Annotated in this window: 25 protein-coding genes and 1 pseudogene; 24 read left to right on the top strand and 2 right to left on the bottom strand. The window is 71.5% G+C overall.

All coding sequences use genetic code 11. From position 1 onward, the window contains the following. Window positions 1–193: pseudogene (locus AB0I41_RS23755) on the top strand (hypothetical protein); the annotation flags it as partial. 33 nt (window positions 194–226) lie between these two features. Then, complete coding sequence (locus AB0I41_RS23760) at window positions 227–1078, top strand: menaquinone biosynthesis protein (RefSeq protein WP_357111421.1); 852 nt, start codon at window positions 227–229, stop codon at window positions 1076–1078. A 19-nt stretch (window positions 1079–1097) separates the two neighbouring features. Here AB0I41_RS23760 and AB0I41_RS23765 read toward each other — a convergent pair whose 3' ends face one another. Together AB0I41_RS23765 and AB0I41_RS23770 are read right to left on the bottom strand one after the other, a co-directional pair. Continuing rightward, complete coding sequence (locus tag AB0I41_RS23765; protein WP_357111423.1) at window positions 1098–2045, bottom strand: hypothetical protein; 948 nt, start codon at window positions 2043–2045, stop codon at window positions 1098–1100. Beyond that, a complete protein-coding gene (locus AB0I41_RS23770; RefSeq protein WP_357111426.1) occupies window positions 2045–3034 on the bottom strand; it encodes a hypothetical protein in 990 nt (329 codons plus the stop codon). Before AB0I41_RS23770 ends, AB0I41_RS23765 begins: the two co-directional genes overlap by 1 nt. A 368-nt stretch (window positions 3035–3402) precedes the next feature. Here AB0I41_RS23770 and paaA point away from each other — a divergent pair, with 368 nt between their 5' ends. From paaA to nuoK, 22 genes are all read left to right on the top strand, one after another. Further along, on the top strand, window positions 3403–4470 hold the full coding sequence (paaA, locus tag AB0I41_RS23775) for a 1,2-phenylacetyl-CoA epoxidase subunit PaaA (protein ID WP_357111428.1): 1068 nt from the start codon (window positions 3403–3405) through the stop codon (window positions 4468–4470). After that, window positions 4467–4787: a 1,2-phenylacetyl-CoA epoxidase subunit PaaB gene (paaB, locus tag AB0I41_RS23780; protein ID WP_357111430.1), complete on the top strand. Its 321-nt coding sequence runs from the start codon at window positions 4467–4469 to the stop codon at window positions 4785–4787. Before paaA ends, paaB begins: the two co-directional genes overlap by 4 nt. Further along, window positions 4784–5509: a 1,2-phenylacetyl-CoA epoxidase subunit PaaC gene (gene paaC, locus AB0I41_RS23785; protein ID WP_357111433.1), complete on the top strand. Its 726-nt coding sequence runs from the start codon at window positions 4784–4786 to the stop codon at window positions 5507–5509. The genes paaB and paaC overlap by 4 nt, the downstream gene beginning before the upstream one ends. Continuing rightward, on the top strand, window positions 5503–5979 hold the full coding sequence (gene paaD, locus AB0I41_RS23790) for a 1,2-phenylacetyl-CoA epoxidase subunit PaaD (protein WP_357111563.1): 477 nt from the start codon (window positions 5503–5505) through the stop codon (window positions 5977–5979). The genes paaC and paaD overlap by 7 nt, the downstream gene beginning before the upstream one ends. Next, complete coding sequence (paaE, locus tag AB0I41_RS23795) at window positions 5976–7085, top strand: 1,2-phenylacetyl-CoA epoxidase subunit PaaE (protein WP_357111436.1); 1110 nt, start codon at window positions 5976–5978, stop codon at window positions 7083–7085. The genes paaD and paaE overlap by 4 nt, the downstream gene beginning before the upstream one ends. Before the next feature lie 31 nt (window positions 7086–7116). Next, window positions 7117–7395, top strand: coding sequence for a type II toxin-antitoxin system prevent-host-death family antitoxin (locus AB0I41_RS23800; RefSeq protein WP_357111439.1), 279 nt, complete (start codon window positions 7117–7119; stop codon window positions 7393–7395). Beyond that, window positions 7392–7802, top strand: coding sequence for a type II toxin-antitoxin system VapC family toxin (locus AB0I41_RS23805; protein ID WP_357111442.1), 411 nt, complete (start codon window positions 7392–7394; stop codon window positions 7800–7802). The genes AB0I41_RS23800 and AB0I41_RS23805 overlap by 4 nt, the downstream gene beginning before the upstream one ends. 76 nt (window positions 7803–7878) lie before the next feature. Beyond that, entirely contained in the window at window positions 7879–9069 is a 1191-nt protein-coding gene (gene mqnC, locus AB0I41_RS23810; RefSeq protein WP_357111445.1) for a cyclic dehypoxanthinyl futalosine synthase, read from the top strand. A gap of 717 nt (window positions 9070–9786) precedes the next feature. After that, a complete protein-coding gene (locus AB0I41_RS23815; protein WP_357111448.1) occupies window positions 9787–10497 on the top strand; it encodes a demethylmenaquinone methyltransferase in 711 nt (236 codons plus the stop codon). A gap of 87 nt (window positions 10498–10584) precedes the next feature. Beyond that, a complete protein-coding gene (locus AB0I41_RS23820; RefSeq protein ID WP_357111451.1) occupies window positions 10585–10809 on the top strand; it encodes a hypothetical protein in 225 nt (74 codons plus the stop codon). A 134-nt stretch (window positions 10810–10943) separates the two neighbouring features. Then, window positions 10944–12221, top strand: a complete 1278-nt coding sequence (locus tag AB0I41_RS23825; RefSeq protein ID WP_357111454.1) for a geranylgeranyl reductase family protein — start codon at window positions 10944–10946, stop codon at window positions 12219–12221. A 133-nt stretch (window positions 12222–12354) separates the two neighbouring features. Continuing rightward, window positions 12355–12720, top strand: coding sequence for an NADH-quinone oxidoreductase subunit A (locus AB0I41_RS23830; RefSeq protein ID WP_088977004.1), 366 nt, complete (start codon window positions 12355–12357; stop codon window positions 12718–12720). A gap of 14 nt (window positions 12721–12734) precedes the next feature. Continuing rightward, the gene (locus AB0I41_RS23835; protein ID WP_357111457.1) at window positions 12735–13412 is read left to right on the top strand and encodes an NADH-quinone oxidoreductase subunit B family protein; all 678 of its coding nucleotides are present in this window, start codon (window positions 12735–12737) and stop codon (window positions 13410–13412) included. Further along, complete coding sequence (locus tag AB0I41_RS23840) at window positions 13409–14143, top strand: NADH-quinone oxidoreductase subunit C (protein ID WP_357111460.1); 735 nt, start codon at window positions 13409–13411, stop codon at window positions 14141–14143. Before AB0I41_RS23835 ends, AB0I41_RS23840 begins: the two co-directional genes overlap by 4 nt. Further along, entirely contained in the window at window positions 14140–15465 is a 1326-nt protein-coding gene (locus tag AB0I41_RS23845; RefSeq protein ID WP_357111463.1) for an NADH-quinone oxidoreductase subunit D, read from the top strand. The genes AB0I41_RS23840 and AB0I41_RS23845 overlap by 4 nt, the downstream gene beginning before the upstream one ends. Window positions 15466–15517: 52 nt before the next feature. Continuing rightward, on the top strand, window positions 15518–16474 hold the full coding sequence (gene nuoE, locus AB0I41_RS23850; RefSeq protein ID WP_357111466.1) for an NADH-quinone oxidoreductase subunit NuoE: 957 nt from the start codon (window positions 15518–15520) through the stop codon (window positions 16472–16474). Further along, on the top strand, window positions 16471–17787 hold the full coding sequence (nuoF, locus tag AB0I41_RS23855) for an NADH-quinone oxidoreductase subunit NuoF (RefSeq protein WP_357111469.1): 1317 nt from the start codon (window positions 16471–16473) through the stop codon (window positions 17785–17787). The genes nuoE and nuoF overlap by 4 nt, the downstream gene beginning before the upstream one ends. Continuing rightward, window positions 17787–20273, top strand: coding sequence for an NADH-quinone oxidoreductase subunit G (locus AB0I41_RS23860; protein WP_357111471.1), 2487 nt, complete (start codon window positions 17787–17789; stop codon window positions 20271–20273). Before nuoF ends, AB0I41_RS23860 begins: the two co-directional genes overlap by 1 nt. Before the next feature lie 61 nt (window positions 20274–20334). Beyond that, window positions 20335–21687, top strand: coding sequence for an NADH-quinone oxidoreductase subunit NuoH (gene nuoH, locus AB0I41_RS23865; protein WP_357111472.1), 1353 nt, complete (start codon window positions 20335–20337; stop codon window positions 21685–21687). Between the two features lies 1 nt (window position 21688). Beyond that, a complete protein-coding gene (gene nuoI, locus AB0I41_RS23870; protein WP_357111475.1) occupies window positions 21689–22345 on the top strand; it encodes an NADH-quinone oxidoreductase subunit NuoI in 657 nt (218 codons plus the stop codon). Next, window positions 22342–23112, top strand: coding sequence for an NADH-quinone oxidoreductase subunit J (locus AB0I41_RS23875; protein ID WP_357111478.1), 771 nt, complete (start codon window positions 22342–22344; stop codon window positions 23110–23112). Before nuoI ends, AB0I41_RS23875 begins: the two co-directional genes overlap by 4 nt. Next, window positions 23109–23408 carry an NADH-quinone oxidoreductase subunit NuoK gene (gene nuoK / locus AB0I41_RS23880; RefSeq protein WP_088959269.1) on the top strand — a complete coding sequence of 100 codons (300 nt, stop codon included), beginning with the start codon at window positions 23109–23111 and terminating at the stop codon, window positions 23406–23408. Before AB0I41_RS23875 ends, nuoK begins: the two co-directional genes overlap by 4 nt. The last annotated feature ends 12 nt before the right edge of the window (window positions 23409–23420 follow it).

Consider the following 23420-nt stretch of genomic DNA (forward strand, 5'->3'; position numbering starts at 1 on the left):
GGGCGAGCCTGCGGCGGCATCCGGGTCCGCGGCGCCGGCCGAGCCTGCGGGGGTGGCCGCGACCCTCGACGGACCCGGGTCCCGGCTCGCCGGGGACGCCGGGGCCGGTGGCCGGCCGGGGGACGGCGGATGCGGCGGAGGCGGCGGACCGGTGGTGGATGCGGAGTTGGCCACTCCGGGGCCGGGCCGCTGAACAGGCCGCGGGGCACGGGGATACGGTCGGGTCATGGCTGAACGCGTGGCCCGCCCCCGGGTCGGACACATCCAGTTCCTCAACTGTCTGCCCATCTACTGGGGGCTGATGCGCTCCGGCGCGCTGCTCGACGTCGACCTGCACAAGGACTCGCCGGACCGGCTGAGCGCCGCGCTGGTCGCCGGTGACCTGGACATCGGGCCCATCTCGCACGTGGAGTACCTGCGGCACGCCGACGAGCTGCTGCTCCTGCCCGACCTGGCGGTGGGCAGCGACGGGCCGGTGCTCTCGGTCAACGTGGTCTCCACGAAGCCGCTGAGCGAGCTGGACGGCGGCCGGGTCGCCCTCGGCTCCACCTCGCGTACCGGCGTGCTCCTCGCGCAGCTCCTGCTCGGCGAGCGGTACGGCGTCCGGCCCGAGTACTTCCGCTGCCCGCCGGACCTGACCCAGATGCTGCTGGAGGCCGACGCGGGCGTGCTCATCGGCGACGTGGCGTTGCGCGCGCTCTACGAGGCGCCGCGCCGTGGGCTGGAGGTCACCGACCTCGGCCAGGCCTGGCGGGAGTGGACCGGGCTGCCGATGGTCTTCGCCGTCTGGGCGGTACGCCGCGACTTCGCCGCCGCCCACCCCGGCATGGTCAAGGAGGTGCACGAGGCGTTCCTGCGCTCCCGTGACCTCTGCCTGGCCGAGCTGGACCAGGTGGCCGAGGCGGCCGCCCGCTGGGAGCCGTTCGACGCGGCGACGCTCGCCACGTACTTCCGTACCCTCGACTTCTCCCTCGGGGGGCGGCAGGTGGCCGGGCTGCGGGAGTTCGCCCGGCGGGCCGCGGCGATCGGCGAGGCCCCGGCGCTGCCGGACGGCGGTCCCGAGTTCTTCGCCGGCTGACCGGCGGACGCCGCTCGGCTCAGTTGGCCGGGCGGAGCACCGCCTCGGTGATCTTCTGGCAGTTCTTCATGCCGTACTCGTAGCCCATGCCGATCGGGTAGCGGACCATCACGCCCATCGTCCAGTTGTCGCCGATGGCCAGGCAGTTGATGTGCATCTCCTGCTCCCTGGTCCGGTCGATCCAGCCGTTCTTGATGGCGATGGTCTTCTGCTCGGCGGCCGGGAACGCCTTGCGGATGCCGAAGTCGCCCGCGCCGCGCACCAGCCGCATCTCGTTGAGCAGCCACTTGGTCCACTTCGGGCCCGCCGCGCGACCGTCGGCGATGCACGCGCCGAGCCGGGCGGTGTCCCGGGGGGAGAGGTTGGTCCGGCTCCAGCCGCCGTCGGCGGCCGGGCTGCTGTCGGTGGTGTCGCAGATGGAGATCAGCCGCTTGATCGACGCGGACCGGCCGACGCTGTTGTAGAACTGCTCGGCTCGGGTGTTGTCGCTGTCCCGGATGATCCGGGTGGCGTCGGCGAGCTTGGTGTTGCTCGGCGTCTGCCCGGACTCGGCGGCCTTGCGCAGGTAGTCGGCGACGATCCAGGACTTGATCAGCGAGGCGGTGGTGCTGGTCTCGTCCATGTTCTCCGAGCCGATGATCTTCCCGGTCCGGGTGTCCAGGACGCTCCAGGCGTACCAGCCCTTGATGTCCAGGTCGATCTGCTTGTCCTGGAACGGCAGCGGCTCCAGCGACGGCGTCGGGGACGGGGACGGGGACGGCTTCGGGCGGCTGCTGCGGTCGGTGGGCTCGCCGGTGGAGCGGTCCGGCGTGGTCGGCTCGCCCCAGTGCAACGCGGCGGCCGACGCCAGCGGCGAGCCGGGCAGCAGCCGCAGCGACACCAGCACCAGGCCGATCAGGATGGCGGCGAAGGCGGCGAGCTTCAATGGCCCCGCGTCCCGCCGGTCTCCGCGGCGGTTGCCGGCCATCAGAGCTTCCCGACCGGCTGCTGCGGCACCTTCAGCGCCGCGCCGGGCTGCGGCGTGACCAACTGGGTGGCGACGCTGGCGCAGACCTTCGCGCCGTACTCCAGCTTGCTGCTCTGCGGGTAGCGCAGCATCACCGCGAGGCTCCACTTTTCGGTGACGGCGAGGCAGCTGACGTGCCAGTTGCCGTCGTAGTTGAGGGGGGTCCAGCCGTTCTTGATGCTGACCGGGCCCTGCGCCTTGATCTCGGCGGGCAGGCCGTCGACGATGCCCCACTTGCCGCCGCCGGACCTGGCCTGCTGGTCCTTCACGCTGCCGCGGACCTTGCTCATCTCGTCCAGCACCCACTTGGTCCACTTCGGGCCGGCCGCCTTGCCGTCGGCGATGCAGTCGCCGAGCCGGACGGCGTCCCGGGGGGACATCCGGGTGAAGCTCCACCAGCCCTCGTACGTGGGCACATTGCCGCGCTTGGTGTCGGTGAGGCCGCAGATGCTGATCGCCCGCTTGATCACGGGGCCCGGCTGACCGCCCGCCGGCACCTTGTAGGAGCCCCCCGCCGCGGCGTAGACCTGGTTCGCGGCGGTGTCGTTGCTGTCCCGGATCGCCAGGCTCGCGGCTTTCTTGAGGGCCGCCGACGGCTCCTTGTCGCCGAGCTGGCGCAGGTAGTCGGAGACGATCCAGGCCTTGAGCATCGACTCGGTCGAGCTGGTCGAGGCCATGTTCTTCGAGCCGGAGATGTCGCCGGTCTGCCGGTCCATCAGGGCCCAGCCGAAGAACTCGCCCTTGAAGTTCACCGAGACCGGCCCGGCGGCCAGCGTCGGCGGCGGGGGCGGGGTGGGCGCGGGGGCGGGGACCTGCTCCACCGCGCCGCCACCGATGCCGCCGAGCCCGCCGCCGTCGCCGGCGAACTTCGCGTACGCGGTGGGCACCAGCAGGCCGGCGCCGAGCAGGACCGCCAGGACGGCGAGCACCATGATCACGCGAGATCGCATGAGTGGGTGAGCTCCAGATGTCAGGGCCGGGGGGCCGGCTGTTTCCGCATGGGTCGGCTCGATCGCCGAGGCCGGGGGATGGCCGTCGTCTTGGTGGCGATCGTCAGCAGCCGATCGGTGTGACCGGGGGGAAGTCTACGTCCGGACCGGCGACTCGCCAGAACCCGACGCCCGGCAACTTGCCGTTAAGCCGGGATAAACAGCCGGTATGCCGCGCTTGGGAGGATTCATCTTTGCCGAGTGACGCAAGTCATAACCGCAGCCAGGTCCAGGTGTCGACCGGGAGCGGCTGTCCCGTGACGCGGAACCCTCTCGGAATCCTGTTACACCCACTGGTGCCGGCGGGGGCGAGCTGTAACACTTGGGCCATGTATGGCAACGACTTCGCCGCCGAGGGGGACGCTCCCGGTGGTGACCTGCTCGGTCAGGTCGAGGCGGCCGAGGCGGCGCTGCGCGAGGCGGCGGCGCGCGGTCGGCGCGGCGCCCCGGAGCCCGGTGCGGACCTGGCGGCCTACTTCGCCGAGGTCGTCGACGCGGACCAGAAGATCGAGCCACGCGACTGGATGCCCGAGGCGTACCGCAAGACGCTGATCCGGCAGATCGCCCAGCACGCGCACTCCGAGATCATCGGCATGCAGCCCGAGGGGAACTGGATCAGCCGGGCCCCGTCGCTCAAGCGCAAGGCGATCCTGCTGGCCAAGGTGCAGGACGAGGCCGGCCACGGCCTCTACCTGTACGCCGCCGCGGAGACCCTGGGCGTGAGCCGGGACGAGCTGGTCCAGCTCCTCCTCGACGGGCGGCAGAAGTACAGCTCGATCTTCAACTACCCCACGCTGACCTGGGCCGACGTCGGCGCCATCGGCTGGCTGGTGGACGGCGCCGCGATCGTCAACCAGGTCCCGCTCTGCCGCTGTTCGTACGGGCCCTACGCCCGGGCGATGATCCGGGTCTGCAAGGAGGAGTCGTTCCACCAGCGGCAGGGCTACGAGATCCTGCACATGCTGGCGCACGGCACCCCGGCGCAGAAGGCGATGGCCCAGGACGCCGTCGACCGCTGGTGGTACCCGTCACTGGCGATGTTCGGCCCGCCGGACGGAGACTCGACCCACTCCGCGCAGTCGATGGCCTGGAAGATCAAGCGCTTCTCCAACGACGACCTGCGCCAGCGTTTCGTGGACATGTGCGTGCAGCAGGCCGAGATCCTCGGCCTCACCCTGCCCGACCCGGACCTGCGCTGGAACGACGAGCGGCAGTCGTACGACTACACCCAGCCGGACTACGACGAGCTGATGCGGGTGATCAAGGGCGAGGGCCCGTGCAACCGGCAGCGGATGGAACACCGCCGCCGCGCCCACGACGAGGGCGCCTGGGTACGCGAGGCCGCCGCGGCGTACGCCGCCAAGCGGGCGCAGGAGAAGGAGAAGGTGGCCGCGTGAGCGAGCGCAGCGAGCGAACCGAGCAGCTCAGCGTCAAGGAGCCTTCGCCTCTGTGGGAGGTCTTCGTCCGGGCCCGGCGCGGGCTGTCGCACACCCACGTCGGCAGCCTGCACGCCCCCGACGCCGAGCTGGCCCTGCACAACGCCCGGGATCTCTACACCCGCCGCCAGGAGGGGGTGTCGATCTGGGTGGTGCCGGCGAGCGCCATCACCGCGTCCAGCCCCGACGAGAAGGACGCCTTCTTCGACCCGGCCGCCGACAAGGTCTACCGCCACCCCACCTTCTACGAGGTGCCGGACGGGGTGGCACACCTGTGAACGGCCCCTTCGACTTCGTCCTCGCGCTCGCCGACGACGCGCTGGTCGCCGCGCAGCGGCTCGGCGAGTGGGCCACCCGCGCGCCGGAGATGGAGGAGGACGTCGCGCTGGCCAACATCGCCCTCGACCAGCTCGGTGCGGCCCGTCTGCTGCTGTCGTACGCGGGCGAGCTGGAGGGCGCCGGCCGGGACGAGGACGCGCTGGCGTACCTGCGCGACGACCGCGAGTTCCGCAACTGCCTCCTGGTGGAGCTGCCCAACGGCGACTTCGCGGTGACCATGGTGAAGCTGCTGCTGCTCTCGGCGTACCAGCTGCCGCTCTACACCGCGCTGGCCGGTTGCGCCGACGAGCGGCTGGCCGCGATCGGCGCCAAGGCGCGCAAGGAGTCCGCGTACCACCTGGACCACAGCTCGCTCTGGGTGAAGCGGCTCGGCGACGGCACCGAGGAGTCGCACCGGCGGGCCCAGGCCGCGCTGGAGCAGGTCTGGCCGTACCACCACGAGCTGTTCGCGGCGGACCGGGCGGCGCCGGTCGACCCGGCCACCCTGCGGGCCGACTTCGACACGTGCGTCTCCGCCGTGCTCGACGAGGCGACGCTGACCCGGCCGCAGACCGGCTGGGCGCCGGCCGGCGGGCGCGACGGCGTGCACACCGAGGACCTGTCGTACCTGCTCGCCGAGATGCAGGTGCTGCACCGGGCCCACCCCGGGGCGACCTGGTGAGTCCAAGGGAGGCCGTGGCGGCGGTGGTGGATCCGGAGATCCGGGTCATCACCATCGACGAGCTCGGCATCCTGCGGGCGGTCGACGAGGATCCGGCCACCGGTCGGGTCGTCGTCACCATCACCCCCACCTACACCGGCTGCCCGGCGATGGACGTGATCCGGGCGGACATCCGCCGGGCCCTCGCCGCCGCCGGCCACGCCGATTCCGAGGTCCGCACGGTCTACAGCCCGGCCTGGAGCACCGACTGGATCTCCGAGCGCGGGCGGGCCAAGCTGGCCGCCGCCGGCATCGCCCCGCCCGTCCCGGCCCGGACCGCGACCGTGGTGCCGCTGACCCTCGCCGTCCGCTGCCCGCGCTGCGGCTCCCCGGAGACCGAGCAGGTCAGCCGGTTCGGCTCCACCGCGTGCAAGGCCCTCTGGCGCTGCCGCTCCTGCTCCGAACCCTTCGACCACCTGAAGGCGCTGTGACTGTCACCATCACCCGACCGGTCCGTCGCCGACCGTCCTTCCACCCGCTGGACGTCGCCGCCGTCGACCGGCTCACCGACGATTCCGTGGCGATCACCTTCGTCGTGCCCGAGGAGCTGCGGGAGACCTTCGTGTTCTCCGCCGGCCAGCATCTCACCGTGCGCCGGGTGGGTGCGGACGGCGCGGACGTGCGGCGGTCGTACTCGATCTGCTCCACCCCCGACGATCTGGCCCGGCACGGCCGGTTGCGGATCGGCGTGCGGGAGATCCCCGACGGCGCGTTCTCCGCGTTCGCCTGCGGCGCGCTGCGCCGCGGCGACACCGTCGAGGTGCTGCCCCCGCTGGGGCACTTCACCACGGCGTTCGCGCCAGACCGGGTCCGGCACTACGGCGCGGTGGTCGCCGGTTCCGGCATCACCCCGGTGCTCTCGCTGGTCGCGACCGCGCTGGCCGTCGAGCCGGCCAGCACCTTCACCCTGGTGTACGGCAACCGCACGGCCAACACGGTGATGTTCGCCGAGGAGCTGGCCGACCTGAAGGACCGCTACCCGACCCGGCTGCACCTGGTGCACGTGCTCTCCCGCGAGCTGGGCGAGTCGCCGCTGTTGTCGGGGCGGATCGACGCCGAGCGGCTGGGCCGGCTGCTGGAGAGCATCGTGCCGGGCGACACCATCGAGGAGTGGTTCCTCTGCGGCCCGTACGGCCTGGTGGTGGCCGCCCGCGAGCTGCTGACCGGCCGTGGCCTGCCGGAGTCGGCGGTGCACACCGAGCTGTTCCACGTCGACGCCCCGCCGGAGCCGGTGCGCCGTCCCGGTGACGAGCCCGGCGCGGGGGCGGAGGTGACGATCCTGCTGGACGGCCGGTCGTCCCGCTTCACGATGGGGCGCGACGAGCGGGTGCTGGACGCGGCGCTCAAGGTCCGCGGCGAGCTGCCGTACGCCTGCAAGGGCGGCGTCTGCTCGACCTGCAAGGCGAAGGTCGTCGACGGGGCGGTCACGATGGCCCGCAACTACGCCCTGGAGCCCGACGAGATCGCCGCCGGGTACGTCCTCACCTGCCAGTCCAGCCCGACCACCGACCAGCTCACCGTCGACTACGACGCGTGACGTGTAGAACGCTTCGTTCTACACTTGCCCGATGGAGCAGATCGCGGTTCGAGAGCTGAACCAGCACACCAGCAGGGTCCTGGCCCGGGTGCGTGCCGGCGAGACGGTCGAGGTGACCGACCGGGGGAAGCCGATCGCCCGCCTCGTTCCGGTCGTGGCCGGGGATGCGCTCCTCGGCCGGCTGGTCACCGAGGGCCGCGCGACCGCGCCGACCTCGACGGGGCCGCTGCCGCTGCCGCCGATCCTCGGTGACCCCACGGTCGACGTCGCGGCTGCCCTTGCCGCTTCGCGGGAGGAAGAGCGCTGGTGATCTACCTGGACTCGGCGGCGGTCATCAAGCTTCTCCGCCGGGAGCAGGAGACCGACGAGCTGGTCACCTGGCTCAACGACCGGTCGGGCGTGTCGCTGGTCTCGTCGGCGCTCGTCGAGGTGGAGGTGCCGCGAGCCCTTCGTCGCGCCGCGCCGCAGGCGCTGGTCGGCGTCCCCACGGTGCTGGCCCGGCTGTACCGCGTCGAGATCGACGGCGCCGTCCGGGCGGCCGCGGGTGCCTATCCCGATCCGTTGTTGCGCAGCCTGGATGCCATCCACCTCGCCACGGCGCAGATACTGGCTGCCCAGGCCGGCGCGGACTTCGCTGCGTTCGTCACCTACGACCGTCGCCTCTTGACCGCGGCGAAGAGTGCCGGCCTTCCTGTCGCGAGCCCGGGCATGGCCTGAACGCGGTCGTGGGGCGCGCGTCACCGGAGGCGGAGTGGCGTGCCGGGGTCGAGAGGGGCGACGTAGGCTCGGGGGCGTGACGGTGAGCCGGGAGATCGACGACATCCTGCAGCGCGGCGCGGACGGCGGGCGGATCTCGCCCGAGGAGGCCCTGCTGCTCTACACCGAGGCGCCCTTCCACGCGCTCGGCGAGGCGGCGGACGCGGTACGCCGACGGCGCTACCCGGACAACATCGTCACGTACCTGATCGACCGCAACATCAACTACACCAACGTCTGCGTGACGGCGTGCAAGTTCTGCGCGTTCTACCGGGCCCCCAAGCACAAGGAGGGCTGGACCCACCCGACCGAGGAGATCCTGCGCCGGTGCGGCGAGGCGGTCGAGTTGGGCGCCACCCAGGTGATGCTCCAGGGTGGCCACCACCCGGACTACGGCGTCGAGTACTACGAGGAGCTCTTCTCCTCGGTCAAGCAGGCGTACCCGCAGCTCGCCATCCACTCGATCGGGCCGAGCGAGATCCTGCACATGGCGAAGGTCTCCGGCGTGAGCCTGGACGAGGCCATCGCCCGGATCAAGGCGGCCGGGCTGGACTCGATCGCCGGCGCCGGCGCGGAGATGCTGCCCGAGCGGCCGCGCAAGGCGATCGCGCCGCTCAAGGAGTCCGGCGAGCGCTGGCTGGAGGTCATGGAGCTGGCCCATCGGCAGGGCGTCGAGTCGACCGCGACGATGATGATGGGCACCGGCGAGACCAACGCCGAGCGGATCGAGCACCTGCGGATGATCCGCGACGTGCAGGACCGCACCCAGGGCTTCCGGGCGTTCATCCCGTGGACGTACCAGCCGGAGAACAACCACCTCAAGGGCCGTACCCAGGCGACCACCCTGGAGTACCTGCGGCTGGTCGCGGTCTCCCGGCTCTTCTTCGAGACCGTGCCGCACCTGCAGGCGTCCTGGCTGACCACCGGCAAGGATGTCGGCCAGCTCGCGCTGCACATGGGCGTGGACGACCTGGGCTCGATCATGCTGGAGGAGAACGTCATCTCCTCGGCCGGCGCGCGGCACCGCTCCAACCTGCACGAGCTGATCGGCATGATCCGCTCGGCGGGCCGGATCCCCGCGCAGCGGGACACCCTCTACCACCGCCTCGCGGTGCACCACACCGCGGCGGACGACCCGACCGACGAGCGGGTGGTCTCGCACTTCTCGTCGATCGCCATGCCGGGTGGCGGTGCCGGGAAGTCACTGCCGCTGGTCGACGCCCGCTGATTCGGCGAGCAGGTCGCCGCCCGGTCGGCGGTCGTGGTGACCGTTCGGTGGAAGGTCGCCTCGCGGCGGTCGTGGCAAAGGTGTTCAACCCCGGCAATCCACACCTGTCGCTGGGAGGATGCCGCGCGGCGTGGGTCGGCGCGGGGTGGCAGAGGGCATCGACGGCCGCTAACGTGCGGCGGCGTACCCTTCCGCTCTTCCCACGGGGGCAGTCACTCATGATCTTCCGTAACCGACCGCTGGCGCGGCTCGGCGCCGCCGCGTTGCTGGCTTGAGGCGGGTGACCGTCCCACCCCACGCCGCGTGACCGGTCCCGCCGCGCGCGGTGACCGGCCGGAAGTCCTGCCCAGGGCGGTCGGAAGGGCATCCGTGGCGGCCGTTCGGACGAGGGTTCCGGCGGGCATCCGGTACAAGGCCGATGATCCGGACAATCGCCTGGTGGTGGCCGGGCACAGCTCGGAAACGATCGGCGTGCGGGGATGGCGGGTCACGTCGGCGACCGCTAACGTGCGGCCGACGCACCTGCTGTCTTCCGGGATTCCGGGCGGCGGGAAGTGGGCAGCCCGGGGGCACGTCCTCCATCGGCCCGGGAGGGCCGTTCACATATAACGCAGGGCAGTGGGGGCGGGATGGGTGACCATCCCGCCCCCACTGTTTCCACCCGGGGCGGGCCGACCCAGCGGCCGCCGGCCGGAGCCCGGCTGGCAGAGTGGAGGGGTGAGCCGTACCCCGCAGGGCCAGCGCGCCAGCCTGGACAAGCAGCCGCACGAGGTCGCCGCGATGTTCGACGGCGTGGCGGCCCGCTACGACCTGACCAACACCGTCCTCTCCTTCGGGCAGGACCGGTTCTGGCGGCAGGCGACCCGGGCCGCGCTCGACCTGCGGCCGGGGGAGCGGGTGCTGGACGTGGGCGCGGGCACCGGCGTCTCGACCGAGGAGCTGGCCCAGTCCGGGGCGTACGCGGTGGGCGCCGACCTGTCGCTGGGGATGCTGCACGCCGGCAAGCGGACCCGGCCAGGGGTGCCGCTGCTGGCCGGTGACGCGTTGAAGCTGCCCTTCGCCGACGCCAGCTTCGACGCGGTGACCATCTCCTTCGCGCTGCGCAACGTCAACGACACCGACGCCGCCCTGCGCGAGCTGGCCCGGGTGACGAAGCCGGGCGGCCGGCTGGTGGTGTGCGAGTTCAGCACCCCGGTCAACCCCGCCTTCCGTACGGTCTACCTGTCGTACCTGATGCGGTCGCTGCCGGCGGTGGCCCGCGCGGTGTCCAGCAATCCCGACGCGTACGTCTACCTCGCCGAGTCGATCCGGGCCTGGCCGGAGCAGGCGGCGCTCGCCGCACGGGTCGGCGCGGCCGGTTGGGGCCGGGTGGCCTGGCGCAACCTGACCGGCGGCGTGGTGGCGCTGCACCGGGCGATCCGCGACTGAGCCGGCGGGGTCGGGCGCGATACGGTTACCGCGCCTTGTTTCGTGAATGTCCGCCTTTGGTCCACTTTGCCCCGTAGGCTCGCCCCCATGACGGGACCAGACCAGGTGGGCGAGGCCACCGACGACGACGCCGCCGAACTCATCGCGCAGCTCAAGGAGTTGGCCGGCGCGGATCCCGCGGACGTCCGCCAGGTTGTCGCCGAGGTGCTCGCCGCGCTGGACCGCGCCGCCGGCGGGGCGCTGCGCGACCACCTGCCCGAGGCGATCCGGGTCGACGCCGGTCTGGACCACGCCGCGCCGGCCCGTCCCTGACCTCGGTGTGGACGCCGTCCGGCGGGTTTTCGGCAAGTTAGGTACCCCTCATCCGGCAGGGGGGTAACTCCGGTCATAGACTCCAACCCGATCGGCTTGTGAAGCATTTCACGAGCATGCGGGAGGAGGCGCAGATGACCGCGGTGGAGAACGACGCCGACGTGATCGTCGTGGGCGCCGGTCCCGGCGGATCGGCGACCGCGTACCACCTGGCGCGGCACGGCGTGCGCGTACTGCTGCTGGAGAAGACCGAGTTCCCCCGGGAGAAGGTCTGCGGCGACGGGCTCACCCCGCGCGCCGTTCGGCAGCTCATCCGGATGGGCGTGGACACCTCGCCCGAGGCCGGCTGGCTGCACAACAGGGGCCTGCGGGTGATCGGCGGCGGGGTACGCCTCGAACTGGACTGGCCCGACCTGGCCAGCTTCCCCAACTACGGCCTGGTCCGCACCCGGCTGGACTTCGACGACCTGCTCGCCCGGCGCGCGGTCGCCGCCGGCGCCAAGCTGCGCACCGGCGTGAACGTGGTCGGTCCGGTGCTCGACGCCGACGACCGGGTGACCGGCGTGCAGGCCGAGGTCGGCCCGGACAAGGAGCCGGCCACCTTCCACGCGCCGCTGGTGGTCGCCGCGGACGGCGTCTCGGGCCGCTTCCCGCTCGCCCTCGGACTGGCCAAGCGAGAGGACCGGCCGATCGGCGTGGCCGTCCGGCGCTACTACCGCTCCCCGGCCAAGCACGACGACAACTACCTGGAGTCGTGGCTGGAGCTGCGCAGCAAGGACAGCGGCGACAACCTGCTGCCCGGCTACGGCTGGATCTTCGGCCTCGGTGACGGCCGGGTCAACGTCGGCCTGGGCGTGCTCAACTCCTCCTCGGCCTTCGGCAAGACCAACTACCGCCGGCTGCTCACCGACTGGCTGGCCAACACCCCCGAGGACTGGGGGATGACCGACGAGGCGAACGCCGAGGGGCCGATCCTCGGCGCGGCGCTGCCGATGGGCTTCAACCGGGTCCCGCACTACACGCGGGGCGTGTTGCTGGTCGGCGACTCCGGCGGCATGGTCAACCCGTTCAACGGCGAGGGCATCGCGTACGCGATGGAGTCGGGCGAGCTGGCCGCGGAGGTCGCGGTCCAGGCGCTGGCCCGACCGGCCGGCCCGGAACGGGAGCGCGCGCTGGCGGCGTACCCGACGGAGCTGAAGGCGCGGTTCGGCGGCTACTACCGGCTCGGCGGGATCTTCGTGAAGCTGATCGGCCGCCCGGAGATCATGCGGATCGCCACCAGGCACGGCATGCCGCACCCGACGCTGATGCGCTTCGTGCTCAAGCTGCTGGCCAACCTGACCGACCCGCGCGGCGGGGACGCGATGGACCGGGTCATCAACGCGATGACGAAGGCGGCGCCAGCCGTCTAGACCACCCGTCCGGGCTGGTGACGGCCCTGGACGGGGAGCGAGACCGACCCCCGCTGGCGGACCCGGCGAGGGACGTGAATAGTGTGATTTCCGCCAAGCACCAGGGGCAGGGGAAGGACGAGCAGGAGAAAAGATGTCGCTCTCGCCTTACGCACCGATCATCGGGCTGTTCGCCCTCGCCGCGGGGTTCTCGCTGTTCTCCGTGGCCGCCGCCCGCTTCGCCGGTCCCCGGCGCTTCAACAAGGCCAAGCTCGAGGCGTACGAGTGCGGCATCGAGCCGAGCCCCCAGCCGGTCGGCGGCGGCCGGTTCCCGATCAAGTTCTACCTGACGGCGATGCTCTTCATCGTCTTCGACATCGAGATCATCTTCCTCTACCCCTGGGCGGTCTCGTTCGACGCCCTGCCGATCTTCGGCTTCGTGGAGATGGTCCTGTTCATCGTCGCGGTCTTCGTCGCGTACGCCTACGTGTGGCGGCGCGGTGGCCTGGACTGGGACTGAGGGAGGTACGTCAGATGGGCATCGAGGAGAAGCTCCCCGCCGGCGTCCTGCTCACCTCCGTGGAGAAGCTGGTCAACTGGTCGCGGAAGTCGTCCGTCTGGGGCGCCACCTTCGGCCTGGCCTGCTGCGCCATCGAGATGATGGCCGCCGGTGGCCCGCACTACGACATGGGCCGCTGGGGCATGGAGGTCTTCCGGGCCTCGCCGCGCCAGGCCGACCTGATGATCGTGGCCGGCCGGGTGAGCCAGAAGATGGCTCCGGTGCTGCGGCAGATCTACGACCAGATGGCGGAGCCCCGCTGGGTGCTCTCCATGGGCGTCTGCGCCAGCAGCGGCGGCATGTTCAACAACTACGCGATCGTCCAGGGCGTCGACCACGTCGTGCCGGTGGACATGTACCTCCCCGGCTGCCCGCCCCGGCCCGAGATGCTCATCGACGCGATCCTCAAGCTCCGCGAGAAGATCATGTACGAGCCGCTGGGCGCGAACGGCCGCAAGATGCTCCAGGCCCGCCAGGAGCGCGGTGACGTGCCCGTCGTGCCGTACGGCTCGATGCCCTCGTCGTACCGCAACGACAAGGCCCGGCGTGCCGAGTGGACGCAGGCCGTCCGCGAGGGGCGCGAGGAGCAGTTGCGGATCGAGAACTGGATGAACGCCCAGCACCACCTCCAGCCGCACGGGGGCCCCAAGTGACCGCACCTGACAACAAGGCGAACGGCGGCGTGCCGGTGCCGACCACCCCGGCTGGCGCCACCAGCGGCGCACCGGCCGAGCACCCGCCGTCCAGCCCCGCCGGCCGTGGCATGTTCGGCATCCACGGCAGCGGTGACGTCTCCGGCTTCGGCGGCCTGGTCCGCCCGCGCCCGCCGATCGAGGAGACCCCCCGGCCGTACGGGGGCTACTTCGACGAGGTCCGCGACGCGCTGGAGGAGGCGTACCCGGGCTTCGGCGAGGCGATCGAGAAGGTCGTCGTCGACCGCGGCGAGTTGACCCTGCACGTCCGCCCGGAGCGGATCGCCGAGGTCTGCCAGGTGATGCGGGACGACCTGGCGCTCCGCTTCGAGCTCTGCTCCTCGGTCTCCGGTGTGGACTACCTGGGCGCCGACGACCGGCGGCTGCACGTGGTCTACCAGCTCACCTCGATGACCTACCGGCGTCGGGTCCGGCTGGAGGCCGCGGTCTCCGCCGAGCAGCCGCACCTGCCGAGCGTCACCGCTGTCTACCCGACCGCCGACTGGCAGGAGCGGGAGGCGTACGACATGTTCGGCATCGTCTTCGACGGCCACCCCAACCTCACCCGGATCCTCATGCCGGACGACTGGGAGGGGCACCCGCAGCGCAAGGACTACCCGCTCGGCGGCGTGCCCGTCGAGTACAAGGGCGCGGAAATTCCACCGCCGGACCGCAGGAGGTCCTACCAGTGACCACGTCCAACTACGCGACCGAGCGCGAGACCACCGAGGGCAGGGTCTTCACCGTCACCGGTGGGGACTGGGACCAGGTCGTCTCCGGCACCGACCCGATCAACGACGAGCGGATCGTCGTCAACATGGGTCCGCAGCACCCGTCCACGCACGGCGTGCTCCGGTTGATCCTGGAGCTGGAGGGCGAGACGGTCCGCGAGGCCCGCTCGGTCGTCGGCTACCTGCACACCGGCATCGAGAAGAACCTCGAATACCGCAACTGGGTCCAGGGCTCGACCTTCGTGACCCGGATGGACTACCTCGCCCCGCTGTTCAACGAGACGGCGTACGCGCTGGCGGTGGAGAAGCTGCTCGGCATCACCGACGAGGTGACCGAGCGGGCCAACACCATCCGGGTCCTGATGATGGAGCTCAACCGGATCTCCTCGCACCTGGTCTGGCTGGCCACCACCGGCATGGAGCTGGGCGCGATCTCGATCATGCTGTACGGCTTCCGCGAGCGGGAGTACATCCTCGACATCTTCGAGACCATCACCGGCCTGCGGATGAACCACGCGTACGTCCGCCCGGGCGGCGTGGCGCAGGACGTGCCGGACGAGGCGGTCGCCAAGATCCGCGACTTCCTGAAGATGATGCCGAAGAAGCTCAAGGAGTACGAGGACCTCCTCTCCGGACAGCCGATCTGGATCGAGCGGACGAAGAACGTCGCGGTGCTGGACGTGACCGGCTGCCTCGCGCTCGGCGTGACCGGCCCGGTGCTCCGCTCCGCCGGGCTGGCCTGGGACCTGCGCAAGACCATGCCGTACTGCGGGTACGAGACGTACGAGTTCGACGTCCCGACCCACCCGGACGGCGACGTCTGGGGTCGCTACCAGGTCCGGCTCGCCGAGATCCGGGAGTCGCTCAAGCTGGTCGAGCAGGCGCTGGACCGGTTGAAGCCGGGCCCGGTGATGGTGGCCGACCGCAAGATCGCCTGGCCGGCGCAGCTGGCCATCGGCGTGGACGGCATGGGCAACTCGCTGGAGCACGTCGCCAAGATCATGGGTCAGTCGATGGAGTCGCTGATCCACCACTTCAAGCTCGTCACCGAGGGCTTCCGGGTCCCGCCGGGCCAGGTGTACGTCGGCATCGAGTCGCCCCGCGGCGAGCTGGGCGTGCACGCGGTCTCCGACGGCGGCACCCGGCCCTACCGGGTGCACTACCGGGAGCCGAGCTTCGTCAACCTCCAGGCCCTCCCGGCGATGGCCGAGGGCGGCCTGATCGCCGACGTGATCGCCGGTGGCGCCTCGCTGGACCCCGTCATGGGGGGGTGTGACAGGTGAGCGCGAGGAGTGAGCTTGCGAGTCCCACAGTCGCGAACGGAAGGCGGCTCTGATGAGTGTTTTCACTGACGCGACGCGCGAGCGGGCGCGGGAGATCATCGCCCGCTACCCGGCCGACCGGTCCCGGTCGGCGTTGCTGCCGCTGCTGCACCTGGTGCAGTCCGAGGAGGGCTACGTCTCCCCGGCCGGCGTCGAGTTCTGCGCCGAGGTGCTCGGGCTGAACAAGGCCCAGGTCGGCGCCGTGGCGACCTTCTACACCATGTACAAGCGCAAGCCGACCGGCGACTACCTGGTCAGCGTCTGCACCAACACGATGTGCAACGTGCTCGGTGGCCAGGAGGTCTACGACACCCTCGCCGAGCACCTGGGCGTCGGGCACGACGAGACCACCGCCGACGGGAAGATCACCCTGGAGCACGCCGAGTGCCTCGCGGCCTGCGACTACGGCCCGGTGATGACCGTCAACTACGACTTCTTCGACGGCGTCGACCCGCAGGGCGCGCTCGGGGTGGTCGAGGAGCTGCGCGCCGGCGGCCGGCCGATGCCGACCCGGGGCGCCCGGCTCTGCACCCTGAAGGAGATGGCGGTGCAGCTCGCCGGCTTCGCCGACGAGCGCGAGGGCGCGGTCGCCGACGGCGGGCCGGGCGAGCCGACCCTGCGCGGCCTGCGCCTGGCCGAGCAGCACGGCATCTCGGTGCCCGGCTTCGACCCGAACACCCCGATCAAGAGCAAGGCGGCGGCCGACCAGGCCGCGGAGCAGGCGAAGGCCGCGAAGTCGGAGCCCGCCCCGAACGGCAACGGCGCCAAGGTCCCGGCGGACACCACCGCCCCGGCGCCGCGCGACGCGCAGGAGGCGGAGGCCGCCGGCGCGGCGGCCAACCCGCCGGCCGGCGACGGCAAGCCCGCTGGCGACGAGGCCGGCGCGCAGCAGCGCAACCTCAAGGAAGCGTCGTCGGGCGCCGCTGGCGCGAGCCCGGCGATCGCGAGCGAAACGGGGGGCCAGAAGTGACCACGCCTCGGCCGGAGACGTTGGCCAAGCTCACGCCGGTGCTGACCAAGCGCTGGCTGTCGCCGGACGCCTGGCGGATCGGCACCTACGAGAAGCTCGACGGCTACGCGGCGCTGCGCAAGGCGCTCAGGGCGCACCCGGACGACCTGATCCAGCTGATCAAGGACTCCGGCCTGCGCGGTCGCGGCGGCGCCGGCTTCCCCACCGGTCTCAAGTGGGGGTTCATCCCGCAGGGCGACGGCAAGCCGCACTACCTGGTGGTCAACGCCGACGAGGGCGAGCCGGGCACCTGCAAGGACCTGCCGCTGATGACGCACGACCCGCACTCGCTGGTCGAGGGCGTGATCATCGCGTCGTACGCGATCCGGGCCAACCGGGCCTACATCTACATCCGGGGCGAGGCGGTGCACGCCGCGCGGCGGCTGCGCAACGCCGTGCAGGAGGCGTACGCCAAGGGCTACCTCGGCCGGAACATCCAGGGCAGCGGCTTCGACCTCGACCTGGTGGTGCACTCCGGCGCCGGGGCGTACATCTGCGGTGAGGAGACCGCGCTGCTGGACTCGCTGGAGGGCTTCCGGGGCCAGCCCCGGCTGCGCCCGCCGTTCCCGGCGACCCACGGCCTGTACGCCAGCCCGACCGTGGTCAACAACGTCGGCACCATCGCCAGTGTGCCGTACATCGTGCTGGGCGGCGCGGACTGGTGGAAGACCATGGGCACGGAGAAGTCCTCCGGCCCGATGATCTACTCGCTCTCCGGCCGGATCGCCAACCCGGGCCAGTTCGAGTGCTCGATGGGGATCACCCTGCGCGAGCTGATCGAGCTGGCCGGCGGCATGCAGCCCGGGCACAACCTGCGGTTCTGGACGCCGGGCGGCTCGTCGACGCCGCTGCTGGCCGCCGAGCACCTGGACGTGCCGCTGGACTTCGAGGGGGTGGCGGCGGCCGGCTCGATCCTGGGCACCACGGCCACCCAGATCTTCTCCGACCAGGACTGCCCGGTCTACGCGACCTACCGGTGGCTGGAGTTCTACCACCACGAGTCGTGCGGCAAGTGCACCCCGTGCCGGGAGGGCAACTACTGGATGGTCCGGGTCTACCGGCGGATCCTGGCCGGTCAGGGCACCCACGAGGACCTGGACACCCTGCTCGACACCTGCGACAACATCCTGGGCCGCTCGTTCTGCGGCCTGGGCGACGGTGCGACCAGCTCGGTGACCTCGTCACTGAAGTACTTCAAGCAGGACTACCTCGACTACATCGAGGGACGTACCGCGCCGAAGCTGTCGGACAAGCAGCTCGTGGGAGCCCACTGATGACGGACGTAGCCAAGCAGACCGAGACGGTCACGCTCACCATCGACGGCGTCGAGGTCACCGCCCCCAAGGGGGCCCTGCTGATCCGGGTCGCCGAGCAGCTGGGCACCGAGATCCCGCGCTTCTGCGACCACCCGCTGCTGGCCCCGGCCGGCGCCTGCCGGCAGTGCCTGGTCGAGGTGGAGGGGCAGCGCAAGCCGGTCGCCTCCTGCACCCAGACCGTCGCCGACGGCATGGTGGTACGCACTCAGCTCACCTCCCCGGTCGCCAAGAAGGCGCAGGAGGGGGTCATGGAGCTGCTGCTGCTCAACCACCCCCTCGACTGCCCGATGTGCGACAAGGGCGGCGAGTGCCCGCTGCAGAACCAGGCCATGTCGACCGGCCGCACCGACTCCCGGTTCCACGAGCACAAGCGGGAGTACGAGAAGCCGATGCCGATCAGCACCCAGGTGCTGCTCGACCGCGAGCGTTGCGTGCTCTGCCAGCGCTGCACCCGGTTCTCGGAGGAGATCGCCGGCGACAAGTTCATCGACCTGATGGGCCGGTCGTCCGCCGAGGAGATCAACATCTACCGGGACGACGCGTACGGCGAAGAGGGCGACGCCGGCGACGTACCGTTCAACTCCTACTTCTCCGGCAACACCGTGCAGATCTGCCCGGTGGGCGCGCTGACCGGCGCGCAGTACCGGTTCCGGGCCCGCCCCTTCGACCTGGTCTCCAGCCCCAGCGTCTGCGAGCACTGCTCGGCCGGCTGCGCCCAGCGCACCGACTGGCGGCGGGGCAAGGTGCTGCGCCGGCTGGCCGGCGACGACCCGGCGGTGAACGAGGAGTGGAACTGCGACAAGGGCCGGTGGGGCTTCCAGTACACCCGCGCCGTCGACCGGCTCACCACCCCGCTGGTCCGCGACGAGCACACCGGTGAGCTGCGCGAGGCGTCCTGGAGCGAGGCGCTGACCCGGGCCGCCGAGGGGCTGCGTGCCGCCCGGGACTCCGGCCAGGGCACCGCGGTGCTGACCGGCGGCCGGCTGACCGTCGAGGACGCCTACGCGTACGCGAAGTTCGCCCGGGTCGCGCTGAACACCAACGACATCGACTTCCGGGCCCGGCCGGTCTCCCGGGAGGAGGCCGACTTCCTGGCCAGCACGGTCGCCGGGGCCACCGAGGTGACCTACGCCGACGTGGAGCAGGCGTCGGCGGTGGTGCTGGTCGGCCTGGAGCCGGAGGAGGAGTGCCCGATCCTCTTCCTGCGGCTGCGCAAGGCGTACCTGAAGAAGAAGCTGACGGTCTACGCGATCGCCCCGTTCGCCACCCGTGGCCTGGAGAAGCTCGGCGCCAAGCTGGCCCGGGTGGTGCCGGGCGAGGAGGCGAGCGTGCTCGCCGAGCACGACACGGTGGCCGAGGCGCTCAGCGCCGAGGGGGCGATCCTCTTCGTCGGCGAGCGGCTGGCCGGCGTGCCGGGCGGGCTCTCCGCCGCCGCGGACGTGGCCCGGCGTACCGGCGCGAAGCTGGCCTGGGTGCCGCGGCGCGCGGGTGACCGCGGCGCGGTCGACGCGGGCTGCCTGCCCAACCTGCTTCCCGGTGGGCGTCCGGTCACCGAGCCGGCCGCCCGCGCCGAGCTCGGCGAGACCTGGGACATCCCGGCCGGGGTGATCCCCAGCCAGGCCGGGCGGGACACCGACCAGATCGTCGCGGCGGCCGCCAACGGCCAGCTCGGCGCCCTGGTGGTGGCCGGTGTGGACCCGGCCGACCTGGCCGACCCGCGCCTGGCCGAGCAGGCCCTGGACGCGGTGCCGTTCCTGGTCAGCCTGGAGCTGCGCAACTCGGCGGTGGCCCGCCGGGCGGACGTGGTCTTCCCGGTCGCCCCGGTGGTGGAGAAGGCCGGCAGCTTCCTGGACTGGGAGGGCCGGCTGCGCACCTTCGAGGCGGTGCTGCACACCGCCGCGATGACCGACGGCCGGGTGCTGGACGCGCTCGCCGCGCAGCTCGACGTCCGGCTGGGTACCGGTGACGTGCCGACCGTCCGCCGCGAGCTGGGCGGCCTGCCGGCGACCCGGGTGCAGCGTCCGGCCGCGCCGTCCGTCGCGCCGGCCGCGCTGCCGCAGCCCGGCGCCGGCGAGGCGGTGCTGGCCACCTGGCACCAGCTGATCGACCTGGGCAGCCTCACCGACGGCGACGAGCACCTCGCCGGCACCGCCCGCCCGCCCGTGGTCCGGCTGGGCAAGGGCACCGCGGAGGCGCTCGGCGTCGCCGACGGCGACCCGGTGACGGTGGGCACCGACCGGGGGGCGCTGACCCTGCCGGCGGAGATCACCGAGATGCCGGACGGCGTCGTCTGGCTGCCGACCAACTCACCCGGTTCGACCGTCCGGCGCAGCCTCGGCGCGACGTCCGGCACGGTGGTACGCGTCTCCGCGCCGGCCCCGGTCGCGGCGGACGCGGCGGACCGTCCGGCTCCCCTCCTCAACACCGCTGGGGGTAAAGGGTGAGCGCGAGGAGTGAACGAGCGCAGCGAGTGAGCCCCGCAGTCGCGAACGAAAGGTGGGCAGAGTGAACGCGCTCTACCTGGCGCAGGACCCGACGCTGGCCGACTTCGGCAAGGACCCGTGGTGGCTGGTTCTCGGCAAGATCGTCTTCGCGTTCGCCTTCGGCCTGCTCGCCACGCTGCTCGGCGTCTGGTTCGAGCGGCGGGTCGTCGGCTACATGCAGGTCCGGCCCGGCCCCAACCAGGTCGGCCCGTTCGGTCTGCTGCAGACCCTCGCCGACGGCCTGAAGATGGCCTTCAAGGAGGACATCCTCCCGCGGGCCGCCGACAAGGTCGTCTACTTCTTCGCGCCGACCATCTCGGTGATCTGCGCGGTCACCGCGCTGTCGGTGGTGCCGTTCGGCCCGATGGTCAGCATCTTCGGCCACTGGACGCCGCTGCAGGTCACCGACGTGCCGGTGGCGGTGCTGGTGCTGCTGGCCTGCTCCTCGATGGGCATCTACGGCATCGTGCTCGGCGGCTGGGCCTCCGGCTCGACGTACCCGCTGCTGGGCGGCCTGCGCTCCACCGCCCAGATGATCTCGTACGAGGTCGCGATGGGGCTGAGCATCGTGGCGGTGTTCATGACCGCCGGCACGATGTCGACCAGCGGGATCGTCGCCGCCCAGGGGCACGGCACCCGGCTGACCGTCTTCGGCGCCGAGATCCCGGCCCCCGGCTGGTACGCGATCCTGCTGCTGCCCAGCTTCATCATCTTCTTCATCGCCACCGTCGGTGAGACCAACCGGGCGCCGTTCGACCTGCCCGAGGCCGAGTCCGAGCTGGTCGCGGGCTTCATGACCGAGTACAGCTCGCTGAAGTTCGCGCTCTTCATGCTCTCCGAGTACGTCTCGATGGTGACCATGTCCGCGGTCACCACGACGCTCTTCCTCGGCGGCTGGCGGGCGCCCGCGCCGATCACCACCTTCTGGGCCGGCGCCAACTCCGGTTGGTGGCCCATGCTCTGGTTCTTCGGCAAGGTGCTGATCCTGGTCTTCGTGTTCGTCTGGCTCCGGGGCACGCTGCCCCGGCTCCGCTACGACCAGTTCATGCGCTTCGGCTGGAAGGTCCTGCTCCCGATCAACCTGGTCTGGATCCTGGTCCTGGCCGGGCTGCGCTCGATCGAGGACTGGCAGTCGCGGGACCGGCTGTTCGCCACCGCCATCGGCGCGGGCGTGCTGCTGCTGGTGACGCTCTTCTGGCCGAGTCGCCGGCCGGAGCCGAAGCCGACCGTGCAGGAACAGGTCAACAGTCGGCCGTACGGCAGCTTCCCGCTGCCCCCGATGGACCTTCAGGTACCACCGAGCCCGCGCACCAAGCGCGTGGTCGCCGAGCGGGAGCCGGCCAACATCGCCGGCTCGGACTCCAGGGAGGTGTGACGTGGGCGCGATCACCGGAACGTTCAAGGGCTTCGGGGTCACCTTCTCGCACATGTTCAGGAAGGTCGTCACCACCGACTATCCGTTCAAGCCGCCGGTGTCGGCGCCGCGCTACCACGGGCGGCACATCCTCAACCGGCATCCGGACGGCCTGGAGAAGTGCATCGGCTGCGAGCTGTGCGCCTGGGCCTGCCCGGCGGACGCGATCTACGTCGAGGGTGGCGACAACACCGACGAGCAGCGCTTCTCGCCGGGTGAGCGGTACGCCAGCGTCTACCAGATCAACTACGCCCGGTGCATCTTCTGCGGGCTCTGCATCGAGGCCTGCCCGACCCGTTCGCTCACCATGAGCAACGAGTACGAGCTGGCCCGGGACAACCGGCAGGACCTGATCTTCACCAAGGAGCAGCTGCTCGCGCCGCTGCTGCCGGGGATGGAGCAGCCGCCGCACCCGATGCGGCTGGGCGACAGCGAGAAGGACTACTACGTCGGCGCGCTGGAGAACCCGGGCACCTCGGCCGGCGCCGAGCACTCGGCCAACAACCCGGGCCGGTACCAGGTGGAGGAGCACCCCGGTGTGACCTTCCCCGGCGCCGAGCAGGCGGCCCAGCGGGCCGGGGCCAACGGGTCCGCGGCGGGCAAGGGAGCGGGAGCATGACCACGCAGACGGTGCTCGCCGCGGCGGGCCAGGTGTCCGGCGGCGAGGAGGTCACCTTCTGGATCCTCGCCCCGCTGGCGCTGATCGGCGCGATCGGCATGGTCTGGGCCCGCAACGCCGTGCACTCGGCGCTCTGGCTGGTGCTGACCATGCTCTGCCTGGGCGTGTTCTACGTGCTCCAGGCGGGCCCGTTCATCGGCATGGTGCAGATCATCGTCTACACCGGCGCGATCATGATGCTCTTCCTCTTCGTGCTGATGCTGGTCGGCCGGGACGCCACCGACTCGCTGATCGAGACGCTGCGCGGCCAGCGGGTCGCGGCGGTGCTGCTCGGCCTCGGCTTCGCCGGCCTGATCGGCACCGGTCTCTACCGGGCGCTCGACGGGGTCACCGCGGTCGGCCTGGAGCAGGCCAACGCCGAGGGCAACGTCCAGGGCATCGCCCGGCTGCTGTTCACCAAGTACGTCTTCGCCTTCGAGCTGACCTCCGCGCTGCTGATCACGGCGGCCGTCGGCGCGATGGTGCTGGCGCACATCGAGCGGCGCCGGGAGGACAAGATGGACCAGATCGCCACCATGAAGGCCCGGTTCCGCCCCGGCAACTACCCCGGCCCGAAGCCCGGGCCCGGCGTCTTCGCCACCTCCTCCTCGGTGGCCACCCCGGCCCGCCTGCCCGACGGCCGGCTGACCGACCGGAGCACCCCGGCGATCCTGCCGCAGCGCGAGCTGACCGCCGAGGAGACCACGCTGAAGGGGACAGACCAATGACGCCGGACTACTACCTGATCCTCGCCGCCGTGCTGTTCACCATCGGCGCCGTCGGCGTGCTCGTCCGGCGCAACGCGATCGTGCTGTTCATGTGCGTCGAGCTGATGCTCAACGCGGCCAACCTGACGCTGGTCACCTTCAGCCGGATCAACGGTGACCTCAACGGCCAGATCATGGCGTTCTTCGTGATGGTGGTGGCCGCGGCCGAGGTCGTGGTCGGGCTCGCGATCATCATGTCGATCTTCCGGACTCGGCGCTCCGCGAGCGTCGACGACGCCAACCTGCTCAAGTACTAGAGGGGCCCTCCG

The organism is Micromonospora sp. NPDC050200 (assembly GCF_040656135.1).
Taxonomy (GTDB): domain Bacteria; phylum Actinomycetota; class Actinomycetes; order Mycobacteriales; family Micromonosporaceae; genus Micromonospora.